We start from the raw sequence: 19,506 nt of genomic DNA, 5'->3' as shown, positions 1-19,506 counted from the left end.
GCTGGAACGGTTGCCGCTGGCAAAAACGGTTGAAGACATCGAGGCATTACTCCCATGGAATGTGGATAGCCAACAGGTTGCCATGGATCTTGCTGCCTGAAAACCCTGTGCTTCATGGATCGCTTACTCCCTGATTGCACAAGGCAACTTGAGCAAATCCCAATCCTCTCTGGGCACAGCCATTGAACGCTTGTCGTCCGGCATGCGCATTAACAGCGCCAAAGACGATGCCGCTGGTCAGGCTATCGCCAACCGCTTCACGGCCAACATCAAAGGCCTGACGCAAGCTACCCGTAACGCTAACGACGGGATCTCGATTGCTCAAACCACTGAAGGTTCGTTGAACGAAATCAACAACAACTTGCAACGTGTTCGCGAATTGTCGGTTCAAGCTGCCAACGGTTCGAACTCCGCATCTGACTTGAAATCGATTCAAGATGAAATCAACCAGCGCTTGTCCGAGATTGACCGCGTTTCGAGCCAAACTCAATTCAATGGTGTACGGGTTTTGGCAAGCGAAGATAACAATCTCAAAATCCAGGTTGGCGCGAATGATAATGAGACCATCACTATCGGATTAAAACAGATAAATAGCGACAAGCTTGGACTCGGAGGCTTTCAAGTACAGAACAAGACTGAACTGACCGCTGCCGTTACCACTGGAAACGTCGGAGCGGCATTCACTTCAGTTACAGTTGCAGCCGACGCTAACGCCACGCCAGAAGCCGCCGACGGCCTATATGCCAAAAAAGACGGTTCAGGCTACGTCGTGAAGGCCAATGATAAATATTGGGAAGCTACGGCGACAACAGTAACGAGTGGCGATCTGGCGGTCACGGGCTGGAATACGAGTACCGCAGCCAGCGAAGTGCTTGCAGCTGACGTAGATGTAGATGGCGGCGACATCCAATCCGGGCGCGCTTCAATCGCTCTTACTGGTGGTACAACTTACCACGCCATACTTGACGAGAATGGTGCTTCAACTGGCAGCTATGTGACCTTAGAAGCCGACGGAGAATACTATGATTTGTCTTTCGATTCCGCTGGAGCAGGAACGAAAGCAGCGGCAGCTTCCGGCTTAGTTGTTACAACTGAACGCACCGTAGATGCACTAACCACTCTTGATAAAGCTCTCGCCCAAGTTGATTCCCTCCGTGGAGAACTCGGTGCTGTTCAAAACCGCTTCCAGTCGACAATTGCAAACCTGAACAATACAGTTACAAACTTGTCTTCCGCACGTTCACGCATCGAAGACGCTGACTACGCTGTTGAAGTCTCGAACATGACACGTGCTCAGATCTTGCAACAAGCTGGTACATCGGTTCTGGCACAAGCCAACCAAGTCCCACAATCGGTATTGTCCCTGCTGGGTTAATACAACGCGGTATAGCCAAGGAGCGAGTCGCCGGCATATAGGCTTCTCCATGGCTATCCGACAATGATCGCTGCAGTTCAAACCGCCATTAGCTTTATGTCTTGGCGGTTTTTTCTTGCTGACGGCCGATTCTGACGCGATCCAGTACCCGCAGTCGCTGAGCCATGTGTGTAAATTACTAATCCACCCAGCGGAAACCCTTGCGCATCATGTTGCTCTTGACGCGCCGCTCATTTGTTTCTATCGTGAACCAGTACTATCGCACGCTCCATACCGCAACACATCAAAAAACCGGGAATGAGGATACAGATACGTCATGACTGAACTCGTAACAGACATCCAGGACGCCATAAAGCCCTTGCTGAACCCCTATCTCGATAAACTGACAAACCACAAATTCGACATCCAGTCCAACCGAATTGAAGTTAAGTGCCAGCAGGACGATAGCGAACTCACGTGGGCCACGCTGCTGCGCCTCAAGATTCTTCCCGAAACCAGGCAGGTATTGATCAACAGCATCAGCACGCCAGGCATCATGAAAGGGCAAGGCCTGGGAAAGCAGCTTATTCGTGCGATCTACATTCCGGCCAAGGCGCATGGCTACGAAGTCTTCGTTACCGACATGACGCCCGGCTTTTACGAACGATTGCTGCGCCGGGGCGCGCGCTCCTGCAACGATGAAATGGTCCAGATCAACGACGACACTGTTCTGGCATGAATGGATAAGGAAGCGGAGTTAAGACGCGCGAAGCGGCGCGCTGTAGGTTGGTTGGTGGTGGCCGCTGTGTTGTTTGTGGGGATGCTGCTTGCGCCGCATAACGTCTGGACGCTAGGCATCAAGGCGATGGCCGAGGCCGCCATGGTGGGCGCCTTGGCGGACTGGTTCGCCGTCGCGGCGCTGTTCAGGCGCATTCCCATTCCGTTCATTTCCAGGCACACGGCCATCATCCCGCGCAACAAGGACCGCATAGGCGATAACCTTGCGGCATTCGTCCAGGAGAAGTTCCTGGATGCGTCTTCCATCGTCAGCCTTATTCGCAAGCACGATCCCGCACAGTTGATCGCGGACTGGCTGAGCGATGCCAAGAACACGGAAAGACTGAGCGTGCATGTGGCAAGCTTATTGCGTACTGTGCTGGACTTCATCGACGATGTGCGGATACAGGCCTTCATGAAGGACGCCATCCACGCCGCGATAGACAAGATCGACTTGTCTCAATCCGCCGGGACCATCTTGGACGGCCTGACCAAAGATGGTCGTCATCAGGAACTTTTGGACCAGAGCATTGCGCAATTGACGGCATTGTTGAACAAGCCGGCGACGCGCGATTTCATCTGTCAGCAGATTATTCAGTGGATCAAGCGGGAACATCCGCGCAAGGAAAAGCTATTGCCGACCGCGTGGCTGGGTGAGCACGGTGCCGAATTGATCTCCGAGACGGTGAATGCGGTGCTTGACGATATCGTCGCTGATGACAAGCATGCGCTGCGCAAGGAATTCGACGAGTATGTGTACAAATTGATCGATCGCCTCAAGCACGATCCGGATACCGCGCGCAAGGCCGAGGGAATCAAGCTCTACTTGAAGAGCGATCTGGCGCTCAATACCTATATCAATCAACTGTGGGGCGGCTTGCGCACATGGCTCAAGGCCGACCTTGATCGGCCTGAATCCGTGTTGCATGCCAAGGTGGCGGCCTCTGGTCGATGGATAGGCCTGGCCGTGGCGCAAGACCAGAACCTTCGTGACTCGTTGAACGCACACATGGAATACGCTGCGCAACGCATGGCGCCCGACTTTGCCAAATTCCTAACACGCCACATCAGCGATACGGTCAAGGGCTGGGATACACGCGAAATGTCGCGGCAGATCGAATTGAATATAGGCAAGGATTTGCAATACATACGCATCAACGGCACGTTCGTGGGTGGATGCGTCGGGTTGATCCTGTACCTGCTTTCCATGCTGCCGGGCGTATTGGCTGGGATGACGGCGGGTTAAGTACTGCCGACCCCGGCATCGCTGCATTTACGCCATCGATTCGATCGCCGGATAAAACTCGCTGTTTTCCTTCTGCATGCGCGAAAAGAGTGTTTTCAGCACCGTATTGGCTTCGCTACGGAATTGTTCCGCTTTTGCCGCAATAGTCGCTGCGGAACTCCACTGGCGCGAGAAGGCAATATAGCCGGACGCGATACCCTTCATGCCTTCTTGGTACGACTTGCCCATCTCGGAAAGCTGTGGATTGCTTCCGCTCTGCAGGGCGGGGTAAAGGATGCGATCTTCAATGGCCAAATGCAATTTGACGACGGTGCTCAGCGCGATGATGGCATGGGCAATTTCGTGGGCGTGCTCTTTCACACCTGCGTGGGAAAAGCTGCGCAGTTTTGCAATGCCGTCAAGAATTTCTACATGCTGGTGTTTGAAACGATCGATGTCCATAAGGTATCCTGATTCCGGTTGTATCGGCTTGTAAAGATATCTATTATATACATCTTTATGTCAGGAATCTCGCCTTTGCGCATCATCGCCACGCTTCAAAGCAACGCCTGAAACTCACCCAAATTCGCATTCTCCTGCCAGCTATCTTTCGACAGCGCGGCGCGAATGCGCGCGACCGCCTGCGACCGAAGTTGCGACACCCTGCCCTCGGTAATACCCATCACCGCAGCGATCTCTTTTTGGTTCAGGTCTTGCTCGAACTGCAAAGACAGCAGTAACTGTTCTCGTTCAGGCAAGTCCTTGATGGCGTCAATCAGGGCATTACGCAAACCTTGCGATACCAGCTGATTCAAGGGATTGCCCCACTGCCCCTTTCCCTCAGTCTCCGCCGGAAGATGCGCCCGGTCCAACGGATGCGAGGACTCGTCGCCATTGCGCGACAGGTCTTCATAGTGAATGATTTGTACACCCCGGGCGTCTTCCAGCAACTCCTGGTACTCCGACAGCGGCATTTCCAGTTCATCGGCAATTTCCGCTTCTGTGGCTGGGCGCAGCAATCGGTGGTTAGTACGCTGAATAGCCTGTTCTATGCTTTTGGTCTTGCTGCGCACGCTGCGCGGTAGCCAGTCCTGGCTACGTAGTTCGTCCAGCATGGCACCCCGTATGCGGGTAATGGCATACGTTTCGAACTGCGCTTCGGCCGTTTGCTGATAGCGCCGCACAGCATCCAGCAGGCCCATCATGCCGGCCTGCATCAAATCGTCGAGTTCCACGCTGGCAGGCAGCTTGGCAACAAGCTGCAAGGCAAGACGACGCACCAAAGGAGCGTATTGCCCGACAAGGATGTCTTCGGAACAAGGCATTCGGAATCAGTAAGCCAAACAAAGAGTACCTATTGTGGCCGGTTCAACGAGGAGACGTTGTTCAGATCAATTAGGCTTTTGCTTGCTTATTCATCTCATTAAAGCCTTGTCGCTATAAAGATTTTGTCCTGTGTGCCGTTATAAACCAGTATAAAGCGCGAGGCGTTGACGCGAGCGGTCGCAGGCGCAACAAACAACCAGTAATGATACCTGGAGCATCCATTTCAATGGTCAACCCGATAAGCACAAATGCCGGAAACCAGCCCTATCTGCCGGCTGCAATCGATCTTCAGCGGCCGGTGTCCATACCCGAACCTGCCATTCAAGTTACCGCCGTCGAAAAGAGCATGAGTAGCGGCAGCGCCAGTACCGCGGCCAATTCCGAGCAGCAACAGGGTGAAAATCCGACCACGCTGGATATGGCGCTTGAACAAATCAACGACACGATGAAAGCATGGTCCACAGGGTTGAAGTTCAACGTCGACCCGGAGCTGCATCGCGTCGTGGTATCTATTATCGACAATGCAACAGGTGAAGTGTTGCGCACCGTACCAAGCGAGGCCGTCATACGGGTAGCCAAGACAATTGTGCAGTTACAGGGCATGGCCGTGAATACCAAGGCGTAGTGGCAAAAAATCTGCAGGTGCCTGGGCAAACGTTTGAAAAGCCTCAGCATCTTACCGCTATCGCAAGCATTGAATCGCATTAACCGGCCGCACAATATCGGCACAGGGAGTTTATTATGGGCATTTCATCCGTTGGCGTGGGTTCCGGCCTGGATCTCGACGCGCTGCTTACCGATTTGCGGGCAGCTGAAAATACCGCATTGGCCGCAATCAATACCAAAGCAAAGACGGCTCAAAATCGTCTCTCTGCCTATGGCACGGTGAAAGGCGCCATCGAAATGCTCAACACCGCTGCGGCGGCCCTGGGCAAGGCTGAAACGTTCGGCGCACTCAAGACCAGCGTCACGGGCGACGGATTTACCGCGACATCTTCCAGCAAGGCAATTGCCGGGCAGTACAGCGTTCAGGTTAACCAGCTGGCAACTTCGCAAACGCTGACAAGTGCCGGGCTGGCAGATCGCACGACTGCGCTGGCCAGCGGGACCGGCGCAATCGACATACAAATCACCGTCAACGGCAAAACCCAGACACTGACGCTCAACCAGGCGGACACCTCGCTGGATGGCCTGGTTAAGGCAATCAATAGCGATTCCAAGCTGGGACTGAGCGCCACCTTGGTTAACGATGGCTCTGGAACTCCGCATCGCCTTCTGTTAACGGCCAATAGCACTGGCGAAACCGCCTCCATCACCAAAATCGAAACCGCTGATGCCGGGTTACAAGCGGTCATCGGCTTCACCAAGGTTGCCCGCGACCCGGCCTTTCCCGATGTTGATACCAATATCGGCAACCTGACCGAGACGGCAGCCAAGAATGCAACATTGACCATCAATGGCATCGACGTCACAAGTCAAAGCAATACCATTGAAAACGCCATCGAAGGCGTAACGCTTACGCTGTCGAAAAAGACAGCGGAAGCTGGAGCGCTGGTCGTAACACGGGACGACTCCGTAACAACCAAGGCCGTCACGGCTTTCGTCACCGCCTTCAACGCCCTGCAGACGACTATCCGGGCGCTCACGTCCTACAACGTCGACAATAACGAAGGCAGCGCCTTGACCGGCGACAGCCTGGCGCGGCGCGTGCAGACGCAAGTCCGTGATGCGTTGAACGTGGCGGGCGGTTCTGGTGGTATAGGTTCGCTTTCCCAACTTGGCATCACCACCAACATTACCGACGGCACCCTTACGGTCGACTCAACCAAGCTCGCCGCCGCCCTGAAAGACAATCTTGCCGGCGTACAAGGCATGTTCGCCGGAGAGAACGGCATCAGCGCGCAGATGACCAAGGTTGCGAACGAGTTCATCAAGACTGGCGGGTCCATCAGTACAGCGCAAGACGGCGTCACCGCGATGCTGAAGAACTTGGAAGACCAGTACGAAACGACGTCGGACCGGATCGAAACCAAGATGTCGCTGTATAAAAAACAGTTCACCGCCCTGGACACCATGGTTGCGCAGATGAATTCACTTAGCAGTTACCTGACGACACAGCTGGCCGCCCTGGCAACCAACAAGAAAGATTAAGTCATGAGCCTCTCTCCCGCCCGCGGCCCCCGTCGACAGCATTCGATTCAGGCCTATGCCCAAGTCGGATTGCAAACCGAGGTGTTCAGCGCCAGTCCTGAACGACTGATCACCCTGTTGTTCAATGGTGCGCAGGCGGCAATATTAAAGGCCCGGCTCTATATGGAAAACGGCAATATCGAGGGCCGAGGCATGAGCCTCTCCAAGGCTATCGATATTGTGGACTCCGGCCTGAAAGCCAGCGTGGACAAAACCACCGGGGGCGAGCTGGCCAATAATCTTATTGCCACGTACGAGCTGATCATACGAAATTTGCTTCTGGCCAACCTGAACAACGACCTTGACAAGCTTGCACTGGCTGAACGCATGTTGGTCGACATAGCAAGCGCCTGGCGTGAGGCGGTCGATCCACTGCCCACGGAAGCCATTGCTGGATAAGGATTAGGCTGTTTGTCCACTTTGTATCCATAGTATTTAGGCCTTTAATACATCAGTCTGGCCCATCAGCAGACCCGCTCACTTTACAACCGCTACCCCGTCGAACACCCTCATGACTTCACCTACCAGCGTTACCAATACCATCTTGCGCCAATACGAGATCATTGCCGGCATCTCCAGCCGCATGCTGGCTGAGGCTCGCTCCGACAACTGGGACCAAGTGGTCGCCTTGGGTGAACAATACCAGGATGCCGTTGAATCGCTGCGCAGCATTGCACCGCTCAGCGACGAAGACCGGGAAATGCGCAGGGACCTACTGACCCGAATACTGGAAGACGACGCCAATATCCGCATGCTGGCCGCACCTGAACTCGGCCGGCTAAGCATGCTGCTGAGCAATATGCGCCGTCAACAAACCGTGTTGCACGCCTACTCCAGCAACGCTGCATAAACCATGAGCATAGGCGGCCCATCGGCCCTGGGCACCCTGCTGGTGCATCGGCTGGATTCGGTGCTTGGCACCACGCTGTCGCAGCAGGCCAACCTGGTTACCGGCGCGCGCCCCGACGCGGTAACCCAACCCGGCAGCGCAGAACGGCCCGATGCGGCCCAGAATGAACTGCACCGGCAAACTCGGGACGGCGTGGACCGGGCTACCGCCCAGACCGAACAGCAAACCCGCCAAGCAATCAATCGCGCCAAGCTCGACGCCCTTGCCGCCGAAATACTGGCTGCGCGCAGCGCCCCGAATACCAGTACCACAAAATCGGCGCCCACAAGCCTAGGCCATGCGGCCCGAACCATCCTGGCTTTGCTGGCCAACCATCCGGACCAGCCGGCCGCCGTACAAGGCAAAGCCCCCTTGCTGATTACCAACCCGCGCTCTGCCCTGCCCAGCGCTGCCGCTGGCATGAACGCGACATCGGGTCATACTGCAAGGGTGGATGGTGCAGCCACTGCAGTCCGCAGTCAGAATATAAATGCGCCGACTGCGGCGGCGGCGTCAGCAACAGCTGCCACGGCGACGAATCCGTCTGCGGCGTCCGTCCCCGCCCAATTGGCTCAAGCCTTGGCGCAAGCACTTCAAAGCAGCGGCATCTTCTACGAATCGCATTTGAACAACCTGGCCTACGGCAAGCATAGCCTCACCCAGCTGAGGCAAGAGCCGCAAGCCCAGGTCGCACGCGGCGGGCAAGGCCCGGCACCCGGCAGCAGCCCGGCCAACGCTGCTCCAACAAGCGGCGGAAACACTTCGGCTCCATTTTCTGCTGCAACCGCCGACACACTCGCGACTGCTCAAGGTCACCGTGGCGAAGCGCTCCCAAGCCCTACGGCTGGGAACACCACTACATCCGCCGGATCGCCCAATACCAGCACGCCTGTTCCCGTACCCGGCCTTGACCCCCAAACCCATCAAATCGTCCGTCAGCAACTGGAAGTATTGGCGAACCAGACCTTCGCGTGGCGCGGCGAGGCATGGCCCGACGCGCCCATGGAATGGGAAATCAACCGCCGCGAACCGTCACGCGACGACACCCTTCTATCGCCTGAGACTGAACACTGGGCCACCCGCATCAACATCCAGTTGCCGACGCTTGGCAACGTCCAGGCCAGGCTGACGCTGGCCGGGCAACAAGTCGTCATGCAACTCATCGCACCCGAATCATCCACGCTGCTGAAAGAGCACGTCGAAGCCCTGCGCGAGCGCTACTCCGCCATCGGCATGCAACTCAGCCAGATCGCCGTCGCCGACAACGCCTGGGATGCTGCCGCAAGCATCGTCCACGGAAGCACCCAGCCATGAGCGTCGGAACAAGTCCTCAAGACGACGTCCGCCCTGTCGCCGTCGCCATCACCTACGACAAGCAAGACGCCGCTCCACGCGTCGTCGCCAAAGGCTACGGCACCCTCGCCGAAACTATCATCCGCACTGCCAAGGAAAACAATCTTTACGTCCACCAGTCGCCCGAGCTTGTAGGCCTGCTCATGCAAATAGACCTGGACGCCCACATCCCCCCCCAGCTTTACGTCGCCATCGCTGAACTGCTTGCATGGCTATACGGATTGGAAGGTGGTAAGGGGCAAGAACTATTGATGCAGCAGGATACTGAAGCCGCACGATAAAAGGCCGGGTCGAGCGAAGACGCAAATGTGCCGCGTACTTCGCCACCCATCGCTCAGCTTAGCTGGGTGCTGCGATCCCGCCCGACAGTCGCCCAACAAATCTCTACACTAGGCGCTGCCGGTCGGTATGGGCACAGCGAAATTTGAGCGCGCCCCGCATTCCGCCTGGATCGGGGAGACAAGGGCGCGCATGTCTGAACAAAAACTGGCAGCCTAAGCTGCCCGTTTTTGTGAGTTCGCGCCCGCCCCGATCCAGGTGGAATGCGGGTTTGCCCCGGCGAAGCACGGGGTCGCAGCGATATTGAGCAGTGTCCATACCGACCGGCAGCGCTGGCAGAAGAAATAGTATGGCGCACCATACAAGCGCCGCTGCCACGCTTACTAATCGAGGCGTCGACTTTTCAAAAAGTCAGTCGTTAAACCGCCATGCTGGCAATTTCCTGATAAGCCGCCACCAGCCGGTTGCGCACCTGCACCGTCGCCTGGAACGCTATCCCTGCCTTCTGCATATCAATCATCACATTGTTCAGCGACACGTCCGCATCCCCGGCCTGGAATGCGCGCGTCTGCGCTGCAGAACTGTTCTGCATTTCCGCTACGCGCCCCAAGGAACGCGCCAGCTCTGCAGCGAAGCCGCCCGAATCCGGCACCATGTTCGGCGTACGCACCGGGCCCGCCGACGCCGCCTGTGCAACCGCCCGCATCTGCGACAGCATGTTCTCGATTGCCGATATATTTTGTATAGCCATTTTATCTAGAGTCCAAAAGCGCGAAACTTTCACGCCTGCACAATGTACCCAACTATCCGCTACGGCAACCCCTGCATCTAAGGGCAAATCACCCTGCTTTTCCAGCATTACCAACCATGACATCAACAGCTATAGTCTCGTCACCGCGGATTGCAGGGCGGGCAAACCATACAGGACTGGCATCGGTCATTTCATACGATTCATAAGAGCTAAATAACACCCAAAAGCGGCATTCTTCGACGCTTGCCTCTGCGCCGAACCGCGCAATAATTCAAACTCCTTATATTTGTCTTGCCGCATGTCCACCTTGCCAACTCCCAGCTCGACGTTCCTGCTTGGCCCCAACCATCACAGCGACAGAGGTCATCAATGAGCCAAACGGCTGCTTTTTTGGCCCGCTACCCGGCTCTTGCAAAAATAGGAACCTGGTCCAAGCCCATCCAGCTGGGCGCTGCCGCCGCCGTTGTCGCCGTCATTGCCGTGCTGCTGCTCTGGAGCCGCGAGCCCGACTACAAAGTCTTGTTCTCGAACCTGCAAGACCGCGATGGCGGAGCCATTGTTGCCGCGCTCACGCAATTGAACGTGCCCTACCAGCTTGGACCCAACGGCAACGCCATACTGGTGCCCGCCAATAAGGTGCATGAAGCGCGTCTGCAACTTGCCCAGCAAGGCTTGCCGCGCAGCGGAGAAACTGGCTTCGAGCTAATGGATCAAACCCGCTTCGGTGCCAGCCAGTTCACCGAACAGATCAATTACCAGCGCGCCCTGGAAGGAGAAATCGTCAGTTCCATCCAGGCCTTGCACGCGGTGCAAGAGGCCCGTCTGCACCTGGCCATACCGCGCGAATCGCTGTTCGTGCGCGATCGCCAATCGCCTACCGCATCGGTACTGTTGACGCTGTACCCTGGCCGCAGTTTGAGCGACGCCCAGGTTGCCGCGATCACCTGGCTGGTTTCATCCAGCGTTCCCAACCTGACCGCTGACAAAGTGTCGGTCGTGGATCAGAACGGTCGATTGCTGACCTTTCCTACGGGTGAAGCCGGTGTCGACAGCAGCCGTCGCAACCTGGTCAACGACATAGAATCGCGTACCGTTCAGCGCATACTGACCTTGCTGAATCCTTTGGTGGGCCCCGGCAATGTTCGGGCGCAGGTCACAGCCGACATGGACTTCGCGCAGCGCGAGAAAACGTCGGAAGTCTATCGCCCCAATCAAAAGCCAGGCGAAGGCGCCGTTCGCAGCGAGCAAACCAGCTCATCCGTGCAGAATAATGTATTGCCGCCGGAAGGCGTGCCGGGCGCGTTGACGAACCAGCCGCCTGCCAATGCCACGGCTCCCATCATCACACCCCAGGCCAATGCGCCGCAAGGGAATCCTGCTGATCCAAATGCCGCCAACCCCAACGCGCCCAATGGCGCCGCAGGCAATGACACGGTCACCAACCTGACTCCCAACAGCACGCTGTTGAACGGTACGGGCAACGCTCGCAATGACGCGACCATCAACTACGAAGTCGACCGCACAATCAGCCACGTCAAAGATCCCATGGGCAAGCTGCAACGCCTATCGGTGGCGGTTGTCGTCAATTACCGTAATATCGACGGTAAACCCGAGGCCTTGCCCGAGGCGGAATTGCAGAAGCTCAATGACCTGGTCAAGCAAGCAATGGGATACTCGCCCGAACGCGGCGACACATTAAGCGTTGTAAACACGGCATTCAGCGATGAAACCCCACCTGCGCTGCCGATCTGGGAAAACCCGGTCTATCTGGATTTCGCGCTGCAGCTTGCCAAATACTTGCTGATTGCGTTGCTGGTGCTGTTCGTATGGCGCAAATTTGTCAAGCCAATGATGGAGACGGCAGCGGCGGAGAAAGTCGTAAGCGACGCTGAACTGGCGGAGAATGCGAGCAATCTGGAACAGATGGCGGCGGCCGAACGCCGCGCCAACGAAATCAGCCGTTACGAAGACAATATGAATACGGCCCGTACCATGGCCGAGAAAGATCCGCGCGCCGTCGCGATGGTGTTGCGTTCATGGATGGAAAAAAATGGCAACCGTTGATCCCAACCTGGACCGCTGCGCGATCCTGATGATGTCGCTGGGCGAGGACGCCGCTGCGGAAGTATTCAAGTATCTGACCGCCCGCGAAGTCCAGCTAGTCGGGTCCGCCATGGCGAACTTGAAACAGGTGACGCGCGCCGACGTGGACGGCGTGCTGGAAGAGTTTCGCCAGGAGGCCGATCAGTTCATGGCGGTTACCCTGGGCTCGGACGACTATATACGTTCGGTGCTCAACAAGGCCCTGGGCAATGACCGCGCGGCCGGCCTGATCGAAGACATCCTGGAAGCCGGTGACAACTCCAACGGCATAGACGCGCTGAACTGGCTGGATGCGGCTGCCGTGGCCGAGCTCATCGCCGACGAGCACCCACAGATCATCGCGACGATCCTGGTCCACCTGGAACGCGACCGCGCGTCGGGCGTCCTGGCGCTGCTGACGGAACGACTGCGCAACGACGTCATGCTGCGCATCGCCACCTTCGGCGGCGTGCAGCCCTCGGCCCTCCATGAGTTGACCGATGTCCTGAACAACATGCTGTCCGGACAAGGCGCCAAACGCAGCAAAATGGGCGGCGTACGCACGGCCGCCGAGATACTGAATTACATGAATTCGCAGGAAGAAGATGCCGTCGTGGCCAGCCTGCGCGAGCTGGACGCCGACCTGGCGCAACGTATCGTCGACGAGATGTTCGTCTTCGAGAATCTGGCTGACATCGAAGACACGGCCATCCAGCTGATCATGAAAGAAATCGACACGACGTCCCTGACAATTGCCCTGAAGGGCGCGCCGGAGGAACTGCGCGAGAAATTCTTCAGAAACATGTCCAACCGGGCTGCGGAGATGTTGCGCGACGACCTGGATGCACAAGGTCCGGTGCGCATGTCCAAGGTGGAAGAAGAACAGAAAAACATCGTGCAGGTCGCCCGCAAGCTGGCCGAAGCGGGCCAGTTCACGCTGGGCAGCCTCGGAAACGATGAATATGTCTGACAAACGCGTAGGCCGCTATCAGGAAGCCGAAACGTGGAAACGCTGGGAGATGTCGTCGTTCGATGCCCCGGCGGCAGCGGCCCAGCCAACTGTGCCGCAACAACCCATACCCAGGCTCGCGGATATCCACGCTGAAGTGCAGCGCCTGCGTGATGCCGCCGAACTTGCCGGCCACGCGGAAGGTTATGCCACCGGCCATACGCAAGGCCTGCTTGCGGGAAAGGAAGAGGGCGGCAAAGCCGGACACGAAGAAGGCTATGCCGCCGGTTTCGAGGCGGGCCTGGCATCCGGACGGGAGCGCGCGCAACAAGAGATAGCCCAACTGCATGAGCTGGCCAATGCCTCTGCCCTCGCACTTGCCACCGTGGACGAGGAAATGGGCCAGGCGCTTATCGCTCTGTCCATACGCATCGCCGAACAGGTATTGCGCAGCACCCTGGATGCGCAGCCGGAAAAAATACTGGATCTGGTTCGTGATATCACTCATCTGGACACGAGCAAGGAAGCCATACTGAAGCTGCGCATCCACCCCGACGATCTTGACCTGGTGGACCAGTATCTGCAGCATGATATTGGCGTCAGCCACTGGCGCTTGGTGGCCGATGCAAGTATCGAGCGCGGCGGTTGCCTGGCACAGACCGTGCTGGGCAACATTGACGCCACCCTGCAAACCCGCTGGGAACGCGTTACCTCGGCGCTCGGACAGACCTTCACTGCGGCGAAAAAAGTCTGATGCCCAAGAGCACCGACCTGCTGTCCACGACGACCGATCGCTGGCTGGCCCAGCTCGAAACCGGGTCACGGCGGGTCGCGGCAACGGAGTCCTGGCACGTCAGCGGGCGCATCACGCGGGCCACCGGCCTGGTGCTCGAAGCAACGGGACTGCGCCTGGCTGTCGGTGCCGCTTGCAAGATAGAGATTTCACCGGGACAGGATTACTGGGCGGACGCCGAGGTGGTCGGGTTTCATGGCGATACCTTGTACCTGATGCCGCAAAGCGATACATCGGGCTTGCCGCCAGGCGCCCGTGTCGTCCCCATCGAACCCGGTGTCCAGAGCCGCATTCCACTGCCCTTGACAGCAATCGACACGTACAGTGCGCCGTCCATCCTGTCGCGGCACCTGCCCGTCGGCGAGGCGCTGCTGGGACGCGTTCTGGACGGAGCTGGCCGACCGCTGGACGATCTTGGCGCCCTGACCAACGTCGGCTCGGCCCCGTTGAATGCCCAGATCATCAACCCCCTGACGCGAGCGCCCGTAGACACAGTGCTTGACGTCGGCGTGCGGGCAATCAATGGATTGCTGACGGTAGGCCGTGGTCAGCGCATGGGCCTGTTCGCCGGGTCAGGCGTGGGAAAAAGCGTGCTGCTGGGCATGATGGCCCGTTATACCAAGGCCGACGTCATTGTCGTGGGCCTGATCGGTGAACGAGGCCGCGAAGTCAAGGAATTCATCGAACACAATCTGGGCGCTGAAGGCCTTAAACGTTCGGTGGTCGTCGCCGCGCCGGCTGATGTTTCGCCCTTATTGCGCCTGCAGGGTGCGGTCTACGCGACCAAGCTGGCCGAGTACTTCCGGGATCAGGGTCAGCACGTGCTGCTGATCATGGATTCACTGACGCGCTATGCCATGGCGCAACGCGAAATAGCGCTGGCCATCGGCGAGCCGCCAGCGACCAAGGGGTATCCGCCTTCGGTGTTCGCCAAGCTGCCGGCCCTGGTTGAGCGTGCCGGCAACGGCGCGCCCCTGGGCGATCGGCCTGCAGGCTCGATTACCGCCTTCTACACCGTATTGACCGAAGGCGATGATCAACAAGATCCAATTGCCGATTCGGCCCGGGCCATTCTGGACGGGCACGTCGTATTGTCGCGCAGCCTGGCCGAATCAGGCCACTATCCAGCCATTGATATCGAAGCGTCGATTTCCCGGGTGATGTCGGCCATCGTTCCCAAAGAGCAGTTCGCCCTGGTGCACAAATTCAAGAAGATGCTCTCGCGCTACCAACGCAACCACGACTTGATCGCCGTGGGCGCCTATACGCCCGGCAACGATCCACAAATCGACGAAGCGATCGAAAAATACCCCTGGCTGGAAAGTTATCTGCAGCAAGGCATAGAAATGCGGGTCGACTACGATGCCGCAACCAGTGAATTGGAAACATTGCTGGGCCACGGCGTCCAGCAACGAGGAGTAAACCATGGCTAGTACCGCATCGTTGAACGTCTTGATAGACCTTGCCAAAGACACCGCGAACGAGGCCGGCAAGCAGCTGCAGCTTCTGACCACCGAGCGCAATAAGGCCGAATCGCAATTGTCGATGTTGCATGACTATCGCCTGGACTATGCGCAACGGCTGCAAAAAGCCACTGAAACCGGCTTGTCAGCCTCGAACTACCATAACTTTAGGCAGTTCATCGCCACTTTGGATGAGGCCATTTCACAGCAAAATAGCATCGTTGGACAAATGGACGTCCGGATCGAGCAAGGCCGCCAGCAGTGGTATGCCCAGAAACGCCGTCTCAGCTCGTTCGAAGCGTTACAGTCGCGCCAGTCGCGTCAGCAGTTGGTGCGCGCCAACCGCAGCGAACAACTGGCCAGCGATGAACTGTCTGCCAACCAGTTCCGCCGGGCACACCATTCCTATTAACCAGGGCAAGCCATGAATACACCGACGATTTCCTCTGCCCTCCCGGCCGCGCCCAGCAATCCGGGTGGTACCAGGACCGGCGATAGCCGCGAGCCGGATGCGAACACGCCAAACTTTTCGTCTGTGCTGACACGTCAGCAAACGAATGAGCCTGCACCTGTAAAAGTCATATCCGCTCCCACCGACACCGGATCCAAGCAAGGCGACCAGCACGATGTGGCAGCAGATGATGCCAAGCCCACGGATGAAGCAGCGGCGGAACAGATTGCCGAGCAAGGCCTTGGCCTGCCTCAAATCGCCTTGAATATCGCAGCGGAAGCGGCACTGGCCATCGCTGCCCGACTGCCGGGCGCCGTACACGCTACTCCCGGCAACGCTGCCGCGATCGACACTACGCTTTCCGCTGCCGCGCAGCAAAATATTACGCCTGCCAACGCAGACGGCCTTGCGGCCGAACTGGCTCGTGGCAATCCGCTGGTCACACCATTCCATGCCGCACAGGCTGGCGTCAACTCCGCTGCAGCCTTGGCGGCCGCCGCGAAACAGGACGCGACGGCCAAAGCACAAATGCTGGCGATCAGGCCGGACACGTCCGTCGGGACGCCTGCCAAAGCCATCGAACTACCGGCCGGGTTCGTCCCAATGCAAGCAAGGGCGCAGCCTTTTCACGCCGCACTTGATGCACGCAAGGCGCTGCCTCACCAGACCGAGCTGAACCTGCGCAAGGCGCCCGCTGTTGCCGCCAACATCCGAAAAAATGCGGTGTCGGCGCAAGGCTTGGCGGTTGATGTCACCCTCGCCAAGACCGCCACATTGGATGCCACCGCGCTTGCCGCCGATATCGCTTCGGTGAGCGCCAGGACCAGCTTTGCCGCAGCGTCTACACAGATTGATTTAAGCGCCTCGCAGGCAGGCTCCATTACCGCTGCGAGCGGTGCTACTCCGTTTCCAACGAGCCTGGGTTCGCTGCCCAATACCGGCGCCCAAGTTGCCCTGCCCGGTATTGCTACGCCCTTGCAGAGTCCCCAATGGGGTGCAGAGTTCGGGCGGCAGTTCGTTTCGCTGACACAAGGCGGCCATAATATGCCGCACACGGCAGAGCTGCGGCTGGACCCGCCAGAGTTGGGACCGCTGCGTATCTCCATCAATATCAGCGATAATGTGGCGCACGCCATTTTTACCTCGCCTCATGCTGCCGTGCGGCAGACGGTGGAAAATTCCCTGCCCCAGTTGCAACAGCTGCTGGCGCAGGCCGGCATATCGTTGGGGCAAACCAGCGTCAACGATCAGGGCCAGGCCGACCAATCGTTTAACGAGTCGTTTGGCGCCGGCCGAAAATCCGCAAACACGGGCTCGGGCGGTACCATCGTTGATGTTTCCGGACTGGACGCGCGTTCGCCCGCACGTAGCCGTGCCCCGGATGCACTTGTCGACACCTTCGTTTGATGCGCGACCACACTCATTCAAACCCCGGAGCTACCGAGTATTCCCTGCCCTATTCAACAGGATCGGGAATGGCAGCCTGGGGCACAATGGATTACCTTGAACGATAGTGCGTCAGCACTCCTTCGCAGCTTACGATGGCAACTACCTCCACCCGATCCGCCACCCGACCGGCCACGGCAAAACCTAAATCCGGCAGGACCTCCAGAATGTTCAAAATCCTGTTCGTGATCGTAGCCATTGCTGCTGCCAGTATTGGCGCGACGATGTTTTACTACGAGAAAACAGGGTTGGGCCTGGCCAATGCCGAAGGCCCTGAGGCGCTGCCTGCGGCAAAAGCATTGCCGCTGCCGTCGCCCATCTTTACGCCGCTGGAACCCTTTACCGTTACGCTACGCAGCGAACATACGCAACGCATCCTGTATGTGGCAATAACCTTGCGCATGACCGACGAAACATCACGCCGCCTCGTCAACGAGTTCATGCCTGAAGTGCGTGATCGCGTTTTGCGCAAACTTGCTGAACAGCAGCCGGACGTGGTGCAAACCCCCGAAGGTCGCCAGGCGCTGGTACAAAGCCTCAGCGCAGCGCTGCAGGAGCCTTATCTTCCGCACAATAAGGGCCCCGACATCACCAGCGTGCTGTTCACTGCCTTCGTGGTGCAATAAATGTCATACCAAAGCGTTCTTTCCCAAGATGAAGTCGATGCACTGCTGGCCGGCGTAACCGGTGAAAGCGATGTAAAGGTCAGCAAGGTCGAAGACCCGCACGGCGTGCGACCGTATGACCTGAGCTCGCCGGACCGCGTCGTGCGCCACCGCATGCAAACGCTGGAGCTCATCAACGAGCGTTTCGCGCGCCGCTTGCGATCCGTATTGCTAAGCTTCATGCGTCGTAATGCCGACATTACGGTCGGATCAATACGCATCCAAAAATATTCAGAATTCGAACGCAACCTGCCCGTGCCCAGCAACCTGAACATGGTCACCATGAAGCCTCTGCGCGGCACGGCCCTGTTCACCTTCGATCCCAACCTGGTGTTTCTGATCATCGACAGCCTGTTCGGGGGCCATGGCCGCTATAACACGCGCGTCGAAGGTCGCGATTTCACCACGACCGAACAGCGTATTATTCAACGCCTGCTGAACCTTACTCTTGAGAGCTATGGCAGTGGCTGGGAACAGGTATACCCCATTGAATTCGAATACGTGCGCTCGGAAATGCATACCAAGTTTGCCAGCATCAGCAGTGGCAACGATATCGTCGTGGTTTCCTCGTTCAATATCGAGCTCGGCTCTTCGGGCGGCAATCTGAACATCTGCCTGCCCTATTCCATGATCGAACCGGTGCGCGACCTGCTGACACGCCCTCTGCAGGAAGCCACCGCCGGCGACATCGACCAGCGCTGGTTGCAGCAGTTATCGCGCCAGGTGCGCAGCGCAGACGTCGAACTCGCCGTCGACTTTGCCAGAATAGACACCACTATTGCCGCCCTGCTCAAGTTGCAGGTCAACGATATCCTGCCGGTCGATATCTCGCCGACTGTCGTGGCCCATGTGGGCGGCGTCCCCGTCATGGAATGCGGCTACGGCACGTTCAATGGCCGCTACGCCATGCGCGTGAACAAGATACTGGCGAACTCCGAAACCGACCTCTCACAAGCAAGAAAACATGACTGACCCAACTAAAGATCTCGCCAACGACAATGGCGCATCCGACAGCCCGGAAATCGACTGGGCGGCGGCGCTATCAGAACAGGCAGCCCACACCAGCAGCCAGTCTACCCAGGCCGATGGCCTGGCTCAGGACGTCGATGACTGGGCAAGCGCGCTGGCCGAACAAACCGCAGCTCAGGCCAGTCCGCCGGCAAGTCCCGCGGCTACATCGGCTTCGGCAAGCGCCGCCCCGCATGTGTTCCAGCCGCTCGTGAACAGCGTTGTCGATAGCAATAGCGACATCGACATGATCATGGACATTCCGGTGCAGCTGACGGTTGAACTGGGCCGCACACGCCTGACCATCAAGAATATTCTCCAGCTTGGTCAAGGCTCTGTCGTCGAACTCGATGGCCTGGCCGGCGAGCCTATGGATATTTTCGTCAATGGCTACTTGATCGCACAGGGCGAAGTGGTCGTCGTCGAAGAAAAATATGGCATCCGCATCACCGATATCGTGACACCGTCCGATCGCATCAGCCGGCTTAACAGCCGCCGTTGAACC

21 protein-coding genes are annotated in these 19,506 nt (G+C 57.8%); 18 read left to right on the top strand and 3 right to left on the bottom strand.

Annotated elements, in window-relative coordinates; all coding sequences use genetic code 11:
• Nucleotides 1-148 precede the first annotated feature (148 nt).
• The 3 genes from CR155_RS19590 to CR155_RS19580 all read left to right on the top strand — a co-directional run bounded on the left by CR155_RS19590 (nt 149) and on the right by CR155_RS19580 (nt 3,377).
• Nucleotides 149-1,375 carry a FliC/FljB family flagellin gene (locus tag CR155_RS19590; RefSeq protein ID WP_439650468.1) on the top strand — a complete coding sequence of 409 codons (1,227 nt, stop codon included), beginning with the start codon at nt 149-151 and terminating at the stop codon, nt 1,373-1,375.
• A gap of 316 nt (nt 1,376-1,691) precedes the next feature.
• On the top strand, nt 1,692-2,093 hold the full coding sequence (locus CR155_RS19585; protein WP_102071730.1) for a GNAT family N-acetyltransferase: 402 nt from the start codon (nt 1,692-1,694) through the stop codon (nt 2,091-2,093).
• On the top strand, nt 2,094-3,377 hold the full coding sequence (locus CR155_RS19580; RefSeq protein ID WP_102071729.1) for a DUF445 domain-containing protein: 1,284 nt from the start codon (nt 2,094-2,096) through the stop codon (nt 3,375-3,377). It abuts the gene before it with no gap.
• Between the two features lie 27 nt (nt 3,378-3,404).
• On the opposite strand, the gene CR155_RS19575 is transcribed toward CR155_RS19580, so the two are convergent.
• Together CR155_RS19575 and CR155_RS19570 are read right to left on the bottom strand one after the other, a co-directional pair.
• Nucleotides 3,405-3,818: a hemerythrin domain-containing protein gene (locus CR155_RS19575; RefSeq protein ID WP_102071728.1), complete on the bottom strand. Its 414-nt coding sequence runs from the start codon at nt 3,816-3,818 to the stop codon at nt 3,405-3,407.
• A gap of 95 nt (nt 3,819-3,913) precedes the next feature.
• The gene (locus CR155_RS19570) at nt 3,914-4,681 is read right to left on the bottom strand and encodes an RNA polymerase sigma factor FliA (protein WP_102071727.1); all 768 of its coding nucleotides are present in this window, start codon (nt 4,679-4,681) and stop codon (nt 3,914-3,916) included.
• A 227-nt stretch (nt 4,682-4,908) separates the two neighbouring features.
• Between CR155_RS19570 and CR155_RS19565 the strand changes: the two genes are divergently transcribed.
• The 6 genes from CR155_RS19565 (at nt 4,909) to CR155_RS19540 (ending at nt 9,395) form a co-directional block, all read left to right on the top strand.
• Nucleotides 4,909-5,307: a flagellar protein FlaG gene (locus CR155_RS19565; protein ID WP_102071726.1), complete on the top strand. Its 399-nt coding sequence runs from the start codon at nt 4,909-4,911 to the stop codon at nt 5,305-5,307.
• A gap of 116 nt (nt 5,308-5,423) precedes the next feature.
• Nucleotides 5,424-6,833 carry a flagellar filament capping protein FliD gene (fliD, locus tag CR155_RS19560; protein ID WP_102071725.1) on the top strand — a complete coding sequence of 470 codons (1,410 nt, stop codon included), beginning with the start codon at nt 5,424-5,426 and terminating at the stop codon, nt 6,831-6,833.
• A 3-nt stretch (nt 6,834-6,836) separates the two neighbouring features.
• On the top strand, nt 6,837-7,271 hold the full coding sequence (gene fliS / locus CR155_RS19555) for a flagellar export chaperone FliS (RefSeq protein ID WP_102071724.1): 435 nt from the start codon (nt 6,837-6,839) through the stop codon (nt 7,269-7,271).
• Between the two features lie 112 nt (nt 7,272-7,383).
• Nucleotides 7,384-7,722: a flagellar protein FliT gene (locus CR155_RS19550; RefSeq protein WP_102071723.1), complete on the top strand. Its 339-nt coding sequence runs from the start codon at nt 7,384-7,386 to the stop codon at nt 7,720-7,722.
• Between the two features lie 3 nt (nt 7,723-7,725).
• Nucleotides 7,726-9,075, top strand: coding sequence for a flagellar hook-length control protein FliK (gene fliK, locus CR155_RS19545; protein ID WP_102071722.1), 1,350 nt, complete (start codon nt 7,726-7,728; stop codon nt 9,073-9,075).
• The gene (locus CR155_RS19540) at nt 9,072-9,395 is read left to right on the top strand and encodes an EscU/YscU/HrcU family type III secretion system export apparatus switch protein (RefSeq protein WP_102071721.1); all 324 of its coding nucleotides are present in this window, start codon (nt 9,072-9,074) and stop codon (nt 9,393-9,395) included. The genes fliK and CR155_RS19540 overlap by 4 nt, the downstream gene beginning before the upstream one ends.
• Before the next feature lie 416 nt (nt 9,396-9,811).
• On the opposite strand, the gene fliE is transcribed toward CR155_RS19540, so the two are convergent.
• Complete coding sequence (gene fliE, locus CR155_RS19535) at nt 9,812-10,144, bottom strand: flagellar hook-basal body complex protein FliE (RefSeq protein WP_102071720.1); 333 nt, start codon at nt 10,142-10,144, stop codon at nt 9,812-9,814.
• Nucleotides 10,145-10,513: 369 nt separating this feature from the next.
• On the opposite strand from fliE, the gene fliF reads away from it, so the two are divergent.
• The 9 genes from fliF (at nt 10,514) to fliN (ending at nt 19,503) form a co-directional block, all read left to right on the top strand.
• A complete protein-coding gene (fliF, locus tag CR155_RS19530) occupies nt 10,514-12,208 on the top strand; it encodes a flagellar basal-body MS-ring/collar protein FliF (RefSeq protein ID WP_102071719.1) in 1,695 nt (564 codons plus the stop codon).
• On the top strand, nt 12,195-13,196 hold the full coding sequence (fliG, locus tag CR155_RS19525) for a flagellar motor switch protein FliG (protein WP_102071718.1): 1,002 nt from the start codon (nt 12,195-12,197) through the stop codon (nt 13,194-13,196). The genes fliF and fliG overlap by 14 nt, the downstream gene beginning before the upstream one ends.
• Nucleotides 13,189-13,929: a flagellar assembly protein FliH gene (gene fliH, locus CR155_RS19520; RefSeq protein WP_158238306.1), complete on the top strand. Its 741-nt coding sequence runs from the start codon at nt 13,189-13,191 to the stop codon at nt 13,927-13,929. Before fliG ends, fliH begins: the two co-directional genes overlap by 8 nt.
• Nucleotides 13,929-15,401 carry a flagellar protein export ATPase FliI gene (fliI, locus tag CR155_RS19515; RefSeq protein ID WP_102071716.1) on the top strand — a complete coding sequence of 491 codons (1,473 nt, stop codon included), beginning with the start codon at nt 13,929-13,931 and terminating at the stop codon, nt 15,399-15,401. The genes fliH and fliI overlap by 1 nt, the downstream gene beginning before the upstream one ends.
• The gene (fliJ, locus tag CR155_RS19510; RefSeq protein ID WP_102071715.1) at nt 15,394-15,843 is read left to right on the top strand and encodes a flagellar export protein FliJ; all 450 of its coding nucleotides are present in this window, start codon (nt 15,394-15,396) and stop codon (nt 15,841-15,843) included. The genes fliI and fliJ overlap by 8 nt, the downstream gene beginning before the upstream one ends.
• Before the next feature lie 12 nt (nt 15,844-15,855).
• The gene (locus CR155_RS19505; RefSeq protein ID WP_102071714.1) at nt 15,856-17,289 is read left to right on the top strand and encodes a flagellar hook-length control protein FliK; all 1,434 of its coding nucleotides are present in this window, start codon (nt 15,856-15,858) and stop codon (nt 17,287-17,289) included.
• Between the two features lie 206 nt (nt 17,290-17,495).
• Entirely contained in the window at nt 17,496-17,954 is a 459-nt protein-coding gene (locus tag CR155_RS19500) for a flagellar basal body-associated FliL family protein (RefSeq protein ID WP_233214424.1), read from the top strand.
• The gene (gene fliM / locus CR155_RS19495) at nt 17,955-18,965 is read left to right on the top strand and encodes a flagellar motor switch protein FliM (RefSeq protein ID WP_102071712.1); all 1,011 of its coding nucleotides are present in this window, start codon (nt 17,955-17,957) and stop codon (nt 18,963-18,965) included.
• Nucleotides 18,958-19,503, top strand: a complete 546-nt coding sequence (gene fliN, locus CR155_RS19490; RefSeq protein WP_102071711.1) for a flagellar motor switch protein FliN — start codon at nt 18,958-18,960, stop codon at nt 19,501-19,503. Before fliM ends, fliN begins: the two co-directional genes overlap by 8 nt.
• Nucleotides 19,504-19,506 lie beyond the last annotated feature (3 nt).

This window comes from Pollutimonas nitritireducens (genome assembly GCF_002849615.1).
GTDB classification, from domain to species: Bacteria; Pseudomonadota; Gammaproteobacteria; order Burkholderiales; family Burkholderiaceae_B; genus Pollutimonas; species Pollutimonas nitritireducens.
Note: the sequence above shows the minus strand (reverse complement) of the source record. Positions and strands in the feature narration are given on the sequence as shown.

What these genes read in the sequence shown, in the direction of transcription:
- fliI (WP_102071716.1), top strand. Translation starts at nt 13,929, where the DNA reads ATGCCCAAGAGCACCGACCTGCTGTCCACGACGACCGATCGCTGGCTG.
- fliM (WP_102071712.1), top strand. Translation starts at nt 17,955, where the DNA reads ATGTCATACCAAAGCGTTCTTTCCCAAGATGAAGTCGATGCACTGCTG.
- fliK (WP_102071722.1), top strand. Translation starts at nt 7,726, where the DNA reads ATGAGCATAGGCGGCCCATCGGCCCTGGGCACCCTGCTGGTGCATCGG.
- CR155_RS19575 (WP_102071728.1), bottom strand. Translation starts at nt 3,818, where the DNA reads ATGGACATCGATCGTTTCAAACACCAGCATGTAGAAATTCTTGACGGC.
- fliG (WP_102071718.1), top strand. Translation starts at nt 12,195, where the DNA reads ATGGCAACCGTTGATCCCAACCTGGACCGCTGCGCGATCCTGATGATG.
- fliS (WP_102071724.1), top strand. Translation starts at nt 6,837, where the DNA reads ATGAGCCTCTCTCCCGCCCGCGGCCCCCGTCGACAGCATTCGATTCAG.
- CR155_RS19580 (WP_102071729.1), top strand. Translation starts at nt 2,094, where the DNA reads ATGGATAAGGAAGCGGAGTTAAGACGCGCGAAGCGGCGCGCTGTAGGT.
- fliF (WP_102071719.1), top strand. Translation starts at nt 10,514, where the DNA reads ATGAGCCAAACGGCTGCTTTTTTGGCCCGCTACCCGGCTCTTGCAAAA.
- CR155_RS19565 (WP_102071726.1), top strand. Translation starts at nt 4,909, where the DNA reads ATGGTCAACCCGATAAGCACAAATGCCGGAAACCAGCCCTATCTGCCG.
- fliD (WP_102071725.1), top strand. Translation starts at nt 5,424, where the DNA reads ATGGGCATTTCATCCGTTGGCGTGGGTTCCGGCCTGGATCTCGACGCG.
- CR155_RS19585 (WP_102071730.1), top strand. Translation starts at nt 1,692, where the DNA reads ATGACTGAACTCGTAACAGACATCCAGGACGCCATAAAGCCCTTGCTG.
- fliE (WP_102071720.1), bottom strand. Translation starts at nt 10,144, where the DNA reads ATGGCTATACAAAATATATCGGCAATCGAGAACATGCTGTCGCAGATG.
- CR155_RS19505 (WP_102071714.1), top strand. Translation starts at nt 15,856, where the DNA reads ATGAATACACCGACGATTTCCTCTGCCCTCCCGGCCGCGCCCAGCAAT.
- CR155_RS19540 (WP_102071721.1), top strand. Translation starts at nt 9,072, where the DNA reads ATGAGCGTCGGAACAAGTCCTCAAGACGACGTCCGCCCTGTCGCCGTC.
- CR155_RS19550 (WP_102071723.1), top strand. Translation starts at nt 7,384, where the DNA reads ATGACTTCACCTACCAGCGTTACCAATACCATCTTGCGCCAATACGAG.
- fliN (WP_102071711.1), top strand. Translation starts at nt 18,958, where the DNA reads ATGACTGACCCAACTAAAGATCTCGCCAACGACAATGGCGCATCCGAC.
- CR155_RS19570 (WP_102071727.1), bottom strand. Translation starts at nt 4,681, where the DNA reads ATGCCTTGTTCCGAAGACATCCTTGTCGGGCAATACGCTCCTTTGGTG.
- CR155_RS19500 (WP_233214424.1), top strand. Translation starts at nt 17,496, where the DNA reads ATGTTCAAAATCCTGTTCGTGATCGTAGCCATTGCTGCTGCCAGTATT.
- fliJ (WP_102071715.1), top strand. Translation starts at nt 15,394, where the DNA reads ATGGCTAGTACCGCATCGTTGAACGTCTTGATAGACCTTGCCAAAGAC.
- fliH (WP_158238306.1), top strand. Translation starts at nt 13,189, where the DNA reads ATGTCTGACAAACGCGTAGGCCGCTATCAGGAAGCCGAAACGTGGAAA.